Here is a 10,428-nt window from a genome sequence, read left to right on the forward strand (position 1 = left end):
CGTGCGGCCAAGTCAAGTCCAACCTTGATCGCGTAATATCGGCCGAGTGCCTGTTTCGGCAGGCTTTTTGGCGATCACTCATGATGAAAACCGCTCACGATTTGTTTGCTGGCTCTTCTTATTTCCGCCACAGGCGCTAGGCTTTGCGTGACAGTTCGATGACAATCGAGTGACGCTTTTGTTGCGGGCCGGGGAACTATTGAAGTGGCAAAGACCAAGCAGAGCGCAGCCGCGGCGGCGCCCCAGTTTCTTGAAGGCGATCCGTCGACCGGCTATCTGCCGGCGCGCAAATGGCCTGTCATCCGCTATGGCCTTATCAGCTTGCTGGCTGCGGCCATCCTTGTGTTTGCCATCGAACTGATCGTGCGCGGCAACTTTGCCGGCACCATTGATTTCTTTCTGCAGCCTTTCAAACCCGGCTGGACCACGATCATCATTTTTGCGCTGATCCTCATCGGCCTCGACGCCGTGCTCGGCCGCAGTCATCAGAGCCTGATGATCGTCGCGCCGCTGACATTGTCGCTGGCGTTCGTCGGCCACCAGAAGTCGCTGTATCTCGGCGATCCGCTCTATCCGACCGATTTCCTTTATTCCCGGCAGATCGTGGCACTGATGCCGCTTCTGGTACGCGATCGCCCGGGAACCGCCATTGCCCTGGCGATCGGCATCGTCGGCGGGCTGTCGCTGCTCGTCTATGGCTGGCGGCTATGGCGCCGCCGCGTTCCGGCGCTCAGCCACAAGGGCCGCCTTGCCCGGCTGACGCTGACAGTACCGCTGATCGCCTTCTTCGTTTCCATCATGGACTATGCCACTTTCTCGTGGACGCGCGACCGGCTGCAGATCATCCCGATCATGTGGGACCAGAAGGAAAACTATGCCTCGAACGGTTTTGCGCTCGCCTTCGCGCTTAACGTTCCGATGGCGCATGTCTCGGCGCCGCCCGGCTATTCCGACAAGGCGATCGAAGCGATCGGCAAACCGCAGGTGACCGCCTCGGTACCTGCCGAGAAGCCCGACATCATCGTCGTCATGAGCGAATCCTTCTGGGATCCGACCAAGCTACCCGGCGTCACCATCACACCCGACCCTATCCCCAATGTGCGGGCACTGCGCACGGGTTACATGTTCTCGCCCGAGTTCGGCGGCATGACGGCCAACATCGAGTTCGAGGCCCTGACCGGCTTTTCCAACGCCTTCCTGCCGGCGGGCAGCATTCCCTACCAGCAATATGTGCGGACACCGACTCCCTCGCTGGCGACCTTCCTGAAAAGTCAGGGCTACCGGGCGCGCGCCATCCATCCCGGCACTAACTGGTTCTGGAACCGGGGGGCCGTCTATGCCGATTTCGGCTTCAACGACTTCAAGTCCGAGGAGACGTTGCCGCCCATGCAGAAGCGCGGACCGCTCGCGTCGGACGCTGCGATGACCGACGAGATCATCCACGAAGCCGATACCAGCGCCGAGCCGGTGTTCTTTTTCGCCGTCAGCCTGCAGAACCACGGGCCGTATGAGCCGTATCGCTATAACAATCCGACCCACAAGGTGCAGGCGCCGATCAGCCAATGGGCGCGTGAATCGCTGTTGAGCTATGCCGAAGGCTCTTCCGACGCGGACCGCGGCCTCGAGCGGCTGATCGAATGGGCGAAGAAACGCGAGCGGCCGACCGTCATCGCGTTCTTCGGCGACCATCTGCCGCCGCTTGGGCCGGTCTACGTCGAGACCGGCTTCCTGAAGGACAATGTTGCGCCGCGCAAGGAGGCGGCCGACCAGATGCTGCTGCACCACCAGACGCCGCTGATCGTCTGGTCGAATCGCAGCGGCCCGACCGAGGATCTGGGCGCCGTCAGCCCGTCCTTCCTGCCCTACCATATCCTGAAGACAGCCGGCATCAGCCATCCCTATTACACCGGCTTCCTCGGACAGTTGCGAGAGCGCTACCGCGTTATCGACCGCAATTTGCTTTTGGCACCGGGGGGCGACGCCACCCCCGATTGGTCGCGTCAGAAAGAGATCGATCCGGCAATCCGCGACTTCCGTCTGCTGCAATACGACATGATGTTCGGCAAGCGCCATGCGGCGCCCGATTTCTTCCCCGAAACCACAGGCAAAGTGGCTGCACACACGAGTTGAGCAGCGGCGGCGGGAGAGCGGCCGACGTCGTTCAGTTCGTCAAGTGCAGCTGCGAAATCGAGCTTCCGATTTTCAGGAAGACGCTTTCGAGCTGACTGACGTCGTTGGTCGGGTAATAATCCGACGGCGACGATGCGCAGGCCTCGTAGAGCTTGCGGTTGGCTGCGGTGTCGGCCTGCAGCAGCACTGTGAAGATCTGCACGTCCTGCTTCTTCAATGTGTTGCATACATTGGTTGTCCAATCGTCGACATTGCGCGCAGCCGCGGTCTGGTCGCTGGATCCAAACCGACCCGAGGCCAGGAATCCGTAGGAGCCATAGTCCGACTTCTGTGGCGTATCCTTCGCGCCATAGACAACATTCTCGCCGTCGGTGAGCAGCAGCACCGTTTTGGTCGTGCCTGACGCCCTGAACGGCGCGCCGTCGCTGTAAGGCGGTTCCGGCGAGAGCACCCGCATCCCCCATGACAAGCCTTCCGAAACATTGGTCCCCGAGCCGTTCCATTCGATCATCTCACCGACGGCCTTCCGCAATTTGTCGAAATCATCGGTCAGCGGCACTATCGGCGTCGGACAGGCCCGGTTTGGGCCGATAGTCAGTGGGCCTCTCTTGTCGTTGATCAGCTTCATCGTCGAAACACTGTACTTCGCCATGTCGCTGGTGAGGCCGGGAAGCAGGGTGACGACGGTATCGTCGAGATAGGAATTGTTGTAGCCGGTCGCTGAATTGCCGTAGGAGCTGTTTGGATTTCTAGCGTTACCTGGATCGTCCGGCGCGAAATAAGGTACGAACAGGGTGTCCGGTTTGTTTTGGTCGGGCGAAATCTCGGAAACATTGTTGGTTCCTGGCCGCGCTTCGACACAGCCTCTCCATTCGACGCCCAATTGCTTGAACAGATCTATATGGTTGACGCGCTTGCCGCCGACCGAGGGGAAATTGGCGCCGTTGTTCGGCGATTTGCCGGCCATGTCGATCCAGGCCGGATCGTAGTCCTCGCCCTTGACGTTGACCGCGGTGACGAACGGCACCACCGCGACACGTACGCTGCGCGTCGGCGACTTCGCCGCTTCGAGCATATCGATCAGGGCCGTTGCCGCCGTCCGCAATGCGCCGATGCGATCGTTGCTGGCCATCGACCCGGTATTGTCGAGCACCAGCACGACTTCGAGCTGATTGGTCGATTCGACGGCGCCGGCATCGACGGTGATGCGCCTGTCGTTGCCGAACAGGAAGGCGAAGTTCAAATTGACGTCCGCCGTGGCGACAGCTTTGGTCTGGATGTAATTGAGGCCCCTTTCCACGGTAAGCGTCGCTTCGGCGTTCCTCAACTCGCTGTGGCCGGCGACATTGGTCTGGAAGTAGCGGTCGAAGACGTCCTTGCGCGAAGCCTCGATGTCGCCGAGATGCGAAGATGCAAGGTTCGCGGCATCGAGCGCATTCTGCAAGCTGACCTTGGCCCTCATCAAGGTGGACACGTCCACGGCAAAGGCGACGGCGGTCAGAACCGCAGGCAGCCCGAACGCCAGCATCAGGGCAAAGTTGCCGCTCTTCGAACGGCAGAATTTGTCGAAAAGCATTTTTGTCCCCAAACCGCCTGCTGCCGAACTCGCGCAGACTGTTTGCTTTTGCATCCGCATGATGAACGAGGGGTTGCCGCCACGCCCGCCGGTGCTGGAACTTCGCATGGTGGTTAAGGTCCGGTTTCAGGAATCCGTAAGCCTTGCCGTCGAGACCCGTGGCGCTCTGGGACGGCAGGGCCGTTTGCTCCGTGGTTTGCCCTTGCTTTGCGGTCAAATTCCTGTATAGACGCCCGCAATCTGCCGGTCCTTGCTGGGGGCTGAACGGAGGGCCGGAGGTTTTTCGAAACCTTCGCGTGAAGCCAGAAGCGCTTCCGCCTCCCGTGTCTCCGCTCTCGACCGTCTCGTCATGCTCCTTTCTTCCCCGCCTTCGCAAGGATTGCGGGTCAGAGAAGTTGCAGAGGCTTTTGCCGCCGGGAACCGGGAGAGAAACGAAGAAAGGCACAAACACTATGGCTCTATACGAACATGTGTTTCTTGCCCGGCAGGACCTCTCGCAGCAGCAGGTCGATGCGCTTGTCGAACAGTACAAGGGCGTCATCACCGCGAATGGCGGGTCCGTCGGCCGGGTCGAGAACTGGGGACTGAAGTCCCTCACCTACCGGGTCAACAAGAACCGGAAGGCATATTATACACTCATGGACATCACCTGCCCGCCGGCCGCGCTCAACGAGATGGAGCGCCAGATGGGCCTGTCCGAGGACGTGCTGCGTTTCCTGACCATCAAGGTCGATGCGCATGAGGAAGGTCCGTCGGCAATGATGCAGAAGCGCGAAGAGCGCTCGGAACGCGGCGGCTTCGGCGACCGCGACCGTGGCGATCGTGGCCCGCGCTCATTCGGCGACCGCGATCGCGGTGACCGTGGTGATCGTCCGCCGCGCAGCTTCGGCGATGGCGGTGCCGATCGTGGCCCGCGCCGTCCGCGCGAAGGCTTTGAAGGAGCCGCAGAATAATGGTCGACATCAACCAGATCCCAACCCGGCGCCCCTTCCACCGTCGCCGCAAGACCTGCCCGTTCTCCGGCGCCAATGCGCCGAAGATCGACTACAAGGACGTGCGGCTTCTGCAGCGCTACATCTCCGAGCGCGGCAAGATCGTTCCATCGCGTATCACCGCCGTCAGCCAGAAGAAGCAGCGCGAGCTCGCCAAGGCGATCAAGCGCGCCCGCTTCCTCGGCCTGCTGCCCTACGTGGTCCGCTAACACTGATTAGTTGACCATGATCTTATCCGAAAACCGGTTTCCACTTTTCGGGATCATGGTCTAGCCAGCGGGCGGTTCGCCGCCCGCTTTTCACCGGCCACGACGGGCGTAGCCGGATCGAACACCAAATCCCGGGTTGGATTTCGACAAGAGATCCTAACTGCCGCGACAGGCAGGACAGCGACACAGGCGGCGACGCCCCAGCTTCCTGACCTGTTCCAGACAACTCGGCGCCGATCCTGAGGATAGCGCCCAAGCGAAGGAACAAAACCATGGAAGTCATTCTTCTCGAACGCGTTTCCCGCCTCGGCCAGATGGGCGATTCCGTCAAGGTCAAGGACGGGTTCGCCCGCAATTTCCTGCTGCCGCAAGGCAAGGCGCTGCGCGCCAACGAAGCTAACAAGAAGAAGTTCGAGGGGCAGCGGGCCCAGCTCGAAGCCCGCAACCTGGAGCGCAAGTCCGAAGCCGCGCAGATTGCAGAAAAGCTCGACGGCAAGAGCTTCATCGCCGTGCGCTCGGCCGGCGAAACCGGTCAGCTTTATGGTTCGGTCTCGACGCGCGACATCGCCGAGCTGGTGACGGCGGAAGGTTTTTCGGTCAACCGCAACCAGATCCTGCTCAACCAGCCAATCAAGACCATCGGCGTCACCAATGTGGCGATCGCGCTGCACCCGGAAGTCGAGGTTACCATCACGCTCAACATTGCCCGCACGGCCGACGAAGCCGAGCGCCAGGCCAAGGGCGAAACACTGACCACCGCCGAAGCCATCTACGGCGAGGACATCAACGATAATGCGCGGCCGGAAAACTTCTTCGATCCGAATGCGGAGTTCGAAGGCGGCGAAGACAACGGCTGATCGTCATTCGTCGGCATTCGCCGGCTAATCGGTATTCTGGACCAATGCCCGGGCCTCGTACCCGGGCATTTTTATGCCAAATGGAACTTTTCGAACCCCTATATCTTGATGCAGAATAGGACAGCATGTCTGGCCGAGAGGGGACAATTGGTCATGAATATTCTGCTGAAACGCGTTCTCGACCGCCTGGTCCGCACAGGCAATCTCAAGGTGACAGGGCCGCAAGGCTCGATGGTGACTTTCGGTGACGGCAGCGGCGAGCCGGTGCACATGCACATCAAGACAAGGCATGCCGAGCGCGCAATAACCTTCGATCCGATGCTGGCGGTGCCGGAAGCCTACATGGACGGTGAACTCGACATTCTCGAGGGCGGCGTGCTGGGGGTGATGCGGATTGCCTTCCAGAACATGGGCAGCGGCGGTATCGATGCCACCTGGTCGAAGGCGATCGAAGGTCTGCGCCACGCCTTCCGGCGCCTGCAGCAGATCAACACGGCGTCGCGGGCGCGCCGCAACGTGCAGCGCCATTACGATCTGTCGGGCGACCTCTACCGCCTCTTCCTCGATGAGGACATGCAATATTCCTGCGCCTATTTCGAGCAGCCGGACATGACGCTCGACGAGGCCCAAGCAGCCAAGAAGCGCCATATCGCCGCCAAGCTCAGGCTGAAGGCGGGCCAGACGGTTCTTGATATCGGCTCCGGCTGGGGTGGGCTTGGGCTCTATCTAGCCAAGGCGTTCGACGTCGACGTACAGGGCGTGACGCTGTCGACCGAGCAGCACGGCGTCGCCACCGACCGCGCCCATGCGCAAGGCCTGCAAAACCGGGTGCATTTCGACATCAAGGACTATCGCGAACTCAATGAACGTTTCGACCGCATCGTCTCCGTCGGCATGTTCGAGCATGTCGGGGTCAATCATTTCCGCACCTTCTTCGACAAGTCGGCGACGCTGCTGAAGCCGGACGGCGTCATGCTGCTGCACACGATCGGCCGCTCCGGCGTGCCGTGGGCAACCAGCGCCTTCATCCGCAAGTACATCTTCCCGGGCGGCTACATCCCGTCGCTATCCGAAGTGATGCCGGCCATCGAAAAATCGGGGCTCGTCGTCACCGACATCGAGGTTCTGCGGCTGCATTATGCCGAGACGCTGAAGCATTGGGGCGAGCGCTTCGCGGCCAACCGCGACAAGGCCAGGGCGATTTATGACGAGCGCTTCTGCCGCATATGGGAGTTCTATCTTGCCGCCTCGGAAGCTGCCTTCCGCTGGCAGGATCTGGTGATCTTCCAGATCCAGATTGCCAAGAAGAACGACACGCTGCCGATGACGCGCGACTACATGGCCAGTTGCGAGAAGGCGCTGGAGATGCGCGATCTTGGACGTCGCGAAAAGGCTCCGGTTGCCAAGCCCACTCGCCGCCGCAAGGTGGCGGATCCGGAGTAGACTGCCGGCATCACGCCATCGCCACTTGCCATTGCCGGCCGGCACGCTGAAAAGGGTCCCGTTAAACGCGGGACCTTTTTTCATGACCTACCTCCTCTACGTCGCCGCCGCACTTGCCGAGATCGCCGGCTGCTTTTCGTTCTGGGCGTGGTGGCGGCTGGACAAGTCGCCGCTGTGGTTGGCGCCCGGTCTCGTCTCGCTCGTGCTATTCGCGTGGCTGCTGGCGCTGGTCGACACCAGCGCGGCGGGCCGGGCCTACGCCGCCTATGGCGGCATCTACATTGCCGCCTCGCTGGCCTGGCTGTGGCTGGCGGAAGGCGTGCACCCCGACCGCTGGGATCTTGCCGGTGCCGCGATCTGCATCGTTGGCGCCTCGGTCATTCTGCTCGCACCTCGGACTGCCTAAGCGATGGAACTGCCCGTCCCGCTTAGACAAGGCGTCGACCGCCTTCTCGAACAGGTGCCTTTGCCGATGCTTAAGCACGCGGCAAAGACGCTGTCGGACCGCTACCGCGCAGAGTTGCGCGACGGTCGCCTGCACATGGCCGAAGACATGGCGGTGAAGGCCTATCTGGCAACGCGGCTACCGGCGACCTATGCGGCCGTTCGCGCCAGCCTCGATGCGGTGGGCGAGTCTCGGCCCGACTATGCTCCGAAGACCTTGCTCGATGTCGGCGCCGGCCCTGGCACGGTGCTTTGGGCCACAATCAATCTCTGGCCGGATCTCGAACAGGCGGTGCTACTCGAGGCCGGCGCCGCGGTACGAAGGGTCGGCGAAGCACTTGCCGCGGATGCGATCACGGCCAGGACCGCCTGGCGGACCGGCGACATCACCATCGACCTGGTCGATCTGGAGCCGGCCGAGCTGGTGACTTCAGCCTATGTGCTGGATGAGATCGCGCCGGCATCGCTGGCAAAACTCGTCGACCGGCTCTGGCAGCTGACCGCAGACACGCTGCTGGTGGTCGAGCCGGGCACGCCGGCCGGCTGGCAGCGTATTCTTGCCGTGCGGCGGCAGTTGATCGAGGCGGGCGCGCACGTGCTTGCGCCCTGCCCGCATGAGGCGCCCTGCCCGCTCGTTGCCCCCGACTGGTGCCATTTCGCCCGCCGCGTCGCCCGCTCGCGCCTGCACCGTCTGGCCAAGGATGCCGAGGTGCCGTGGGAGGACGAGAAATTCATCTTTGTCGCGGCCTCCCGCCATCCGGCCGCTCCGCCTCGAGCGCGAGTGATCGCACCGCCGAAGTCGGGGTCCGGCAAGGTCTTGCTGAAGCTTTGCAAACAGGATGGGGGTGCTGCCGAGCGACTGTTCACCAAGCGCGACGGCGAGACGTTCAAGGCCGCGCGGCGACTGGATTGGGGTGATGCCTTGCCGGAATGACCCGGCAGCTATTTTCCTGTTTTGTTCTCGCCTGAGAACGGCTAGGCTCGCCATCTTGATTCGAGTCAATCGAGATTCTTTCCACCGAAAGATCCTGGCTGTGAATCGCGGGCATCAAAGTTGGTTGGTTGGGGACTGATGCAGATAAGTCATCACCGACTTGTCTCGTTCTGATATCGAAAGACGGGGATCAGGACCGGGGACATCATGGCAGAGGCAGCACGAAAATTCGGCGTGGCGGAAACACCGCTCTATCGCGAGGCGCCGAACAATATCGAGGCCGAGCAGGCGCTGCTCGGCGCCATACTGGTCAACAACGATGCCTTCTACCGCGTCTCCGACTTCCTGAAGCCCGGCCATTTCTACGAGCCGCTGCATAGAAAGATCTTCGAGGTCGCGGCCGAGCTCATCCGCATGGGCAAGATTGCGACGCCGATCACGCTGAAGACCTTCCTGCCGGCCGACGAGAAGGTCGGCGACATGACGGTGGCGCAATATGTCGTGCGGTTGGCGGTCGAGGCCGTCACCGTCGTCAACGCCACCGACTATGGCCGCGCCATCTACGATCTGGCGACGCGGCGCGCGCTGATCACTGTCGGCGAGGACATGGTCAACATCGCCTATGACGCGCCGGTCGACATGTCGCCCTCCGACCAGATCGAGGATGCCGAGCGGCGCCTGTTCGAATTGGCCGAAACCGGCCGCTACGATGGCGGCTTCGAGAGCTTCACCGATGCCGTCAAGACCGCCGTCGACATGGCCAATGCGGCTTATATGCGCGACGGGCATTTGTCGGGCGTTGCTACCGGCTTGCGCGATCTCGACCGCCGCATGGGCGGCCTGCAGTCGTCCGACCTGATCATCATTGCCGGCCGCCCCGGCATGGGCAAGACTTCGCTCGCCACCAATATCGCCTTCAACATCGCCGAGGCCTATGTCCCGGCGCAGCAGGCGGACGGCTCGTTCAAGGCGGCCAATGGCGGCGTCGTCGGCTTCTTTTCGCTCGAAATGTCATCCGAACAGCTGGCCACCCGCATTATTTCCGAACAGACGGAAATCCCGTCGTCGAAAATCCGGCGCGGCGAGATCAGCGAGATGGATTTCGAAAAGCTGGTCGCCTGCTCGCAGACAATGCAGAAAATCCCGCTGTTCATCGACCAGACGGGCGGCATTTCCATCGCTCAGCTGTCGGCCCGCGCGCGTCGCCTGAAGCGCCAGCGCGGCCTCGACGTCATCGTTATCGACTATATCCAGCTGATGCAGGGATCGAGCGCGAAATCCTCGCAAAACCGCGTCCAGGAAATCACCGAGATCACCACCGGCCTCAAGGCACTAGCCAAGGAGCTGGCGGTGCCGATCATCGCGCTGTCGCAGCTGTCGCGCCAGGTCGAGAGCCGCGACGACAAGCGCCCGCAGCTTTCGGATCTGCGCGAATCGGGCTCCATCGAGCAGGACGCCGACGTGGTGCTGTTCGTCTACCGCGAGGAATATTATCTGAAGAACCGCGAGCCGAAGCCGGGCACCGACGAATACATCAAATGGGAACACGAGATGAACGAGATGCGCGGCAAGGCCGAGGTCATCGTCGCCAAACAGCGCCACGGCCCAACGGGATCGGTCAGCCTCGCCTTCCAGGGCGAGTTCACCCGCTTCTCGGACCTTGCGGAAGAGCATCATATTGCGGAGAGGTTTGAGTAAGCGTTTGGCAGATGTCGCAACAAGAATGCGGGAGTACGGCGTTCCTTCACGCCCCCCTCTGTCCTGCCGGACATCTCCCCCCCGAGGGGGGAGATTGGTGATGTCCCGCAGGTCAGAGGGGGGCGCTGTCCCGCCGACCTGTCGT

9 protein-coding genes are annotated in these 10,428 nt (G+C 61.9%); 8 read left to right on the forward strand and 1 reads right to left on the reverse strand.

Annotated elements, in window-relative coordinates:
• Positions 1-204 precede the first annotated feature (204 nt).
• Positions 205-2,130: an LTA synthase family protein gene (locus NKH04_RS30060; RefSeq protein WP_353045416.1), complete on the forward strand. Its 1,926-nt coding sequence runs from the start codon at positions 205-207 to the stop codon at positions 2,128-2,130.
• 31 nt (positions 2,131-2,161) lie between these two features.
• On the opposite strand, the gene NKH04_RS30065 is transcribed toward NKH04_RS30060, so the two are convergent.
• Positions 2,162-3,706: a pilus assembly protein TadG-related protein gene (locus NKH04_RS30065; protein ID WP_352871470.1), complete on the reverse strand. Its 1,545-nt coding sequence runs from the start codon at positions 3,704-3,706 to the stop codon at positions 2,162-2,164.
• 452 nt (positions 3,707-4,158) lie between these two features.
• Here NKH04_RS30065 and rpsF point away from each other — a divergent pair, with 452 nt between their 5' ends.
• The 7 genes from rpsF to NKH04_RS30100 all read left to right on the forward strand — a co-directional run bounded on the left by rpsF (position 4,159) and on the right by NKH04_RS30100 (position 10,283).
• Positions 4,159-4,659 (forward strand): 30S ribosomal protein S6, encoded by a 501-nt coding sequence (gene rpsF, locus NKH04_RS30070; RefSeq protein WP_292663863.1) that lies wholly within the window; start codon positions 4,159-4,161, stop codon positions 4,657-4,659.
• The gene (rpsR, locus tag NKH04_RS30075) at positions 4,659-4,907 is read left to right on the forward strand and encodes a 30S ribosomal protein S18 (RefSeq protein ID WP_006203718.1); all 249 of its coding nucleotides are present in this window, start codon (positions 4,659-4,661) and stop codon (positions 4,905-4,907) included. The genes rpsF and rpsR overlap by 1 nt, the downstream gene beginning before the upstream one ends.
• 272 nt (positions 4,908-5,179) lie before the next feature.
• Positions 5,180-5,764 (forward strand): 50S ribosomal protein L9, encoded by a 585-nt coding sequence (gene rplI / locus NKH04_RS30080; protein ID WP_353045417.1) that lies wholly within the window; start codon positions 5,180-5,182, stop codon positions 5,762-5,764.
• A 153-nt stretch (positions 5,765-5,917) separates the two neighbouring features.
• Positions 5,918-7,207, forward strand: coding sequence for a cyclopropane fatty acid synthase (locus NKH04_RS30085; protein WP_353045418.1), 1,290 nt, complete (start codon positions 5,918-5,920; stop codon positions 7,205-7,207).
• 82 nt (positions 7,208-7,289) lie between these two features.
• A complete protein-coding gene (locus tag NKH04_RS30090; protein WP_352467171.1) occupies positions 7,290-7,613 on the forward strand; it encodes a YnfA family protein in 324 nt (107 codons plus the stop codon).
• A 3-nt stretch (positions 7,614-7,616) separates the two neighbouring features.
• Positions 7,617-8,585, forward strand: coding sequence for a small ribosomal subunit Rsm22 family protein (locus NKH04_RS30095; protein WP_352818242.1), 969 nt, complete (start codon positions 7,617-7,619; stop codon positions 8,583-8,585).
• Positions 8,586-8,792: 207 nt separating this feature from the next.
• Positions 8,793-10,283: a replicative DNA helicase gene (locus NKH04_RS30100; RefSeq protein WP_352471085.1), complete on the forward strand. Its 1,491-nt coding sequence runs from the start codon at positions 8,793-8,795 to the stop codon at positions 10,281-10,283.
• Positions 10,284-10,428 lie beyond the last annotated feature (145 nt).

The organism is Mesorhizobium sp. M1365, assembly GCF_040317865.1.
GTDB lineage: Bacteria > Pseudomonadota > Alphaproteobacteria > Rhizobiales > Rhizobiaceae > Mesorhizobium.

Excerpts from the sequence above, each read along its gene's own strand:
- NKH04_RS30065 (WP_352871470.1), bottom strand. The coding sequence starts at position 3,706 with ATGCTTTTCGACAAATTCTGCCGTTCGAAGAGCGGCAACTTTGCCCTG.
- rpsF (WP_292663863.1), top strand. The coding sequence starts at position 4,159 with ATGGCTCTATACGAACATGTGTTTCTTGCCCGGCAGGACCTCTCGCAG.
- rpsR (WP_006203718.1), top strand. The coding sequence starts at position 4,659 with ATGGTCGACATCAACCAGATCCCAACCCGGCGCCCCTTCCACCGTCGC.
- rplI (WP_353045417.1), top strand. The coding sequence starts at position 5,180 with ATGGAAGTCATTCTTCTCGAACGCGTTTCCCGCCTCGGCCAGATGGGC.
- NKH04_RS30085 (WP_353045418.1), top strand. The coding sequence starts at position 5,918 with ATGAATATTCTGCTGAAACGCGTTCTCGACCGCCTGGTCCGCACAGGC.
- NKH04_RS30090 (WP_352467171.1), top strand. The coding sequence starts at position 7,290 with ATGACCTACCTCCTCTACGTCGCCGCCGCACTTGCCGAGATCGCCGGC.
- NKH04_RS30095 (WP_352818242.1), top strand. The coding sequence starts at position 7,617 with ATGGAACTGCCCGTCCCGCTTAGACAAGGCGTCGACCGCCTTCTCGAA.
- NKH04_RS30100 (WP_352471085.1), top strand. The coding sequence starts at position 8,793 with ATGGCAGAGGCAGCACGAAAATTCGGCGTGGCGGAAACACCGCTCTAT.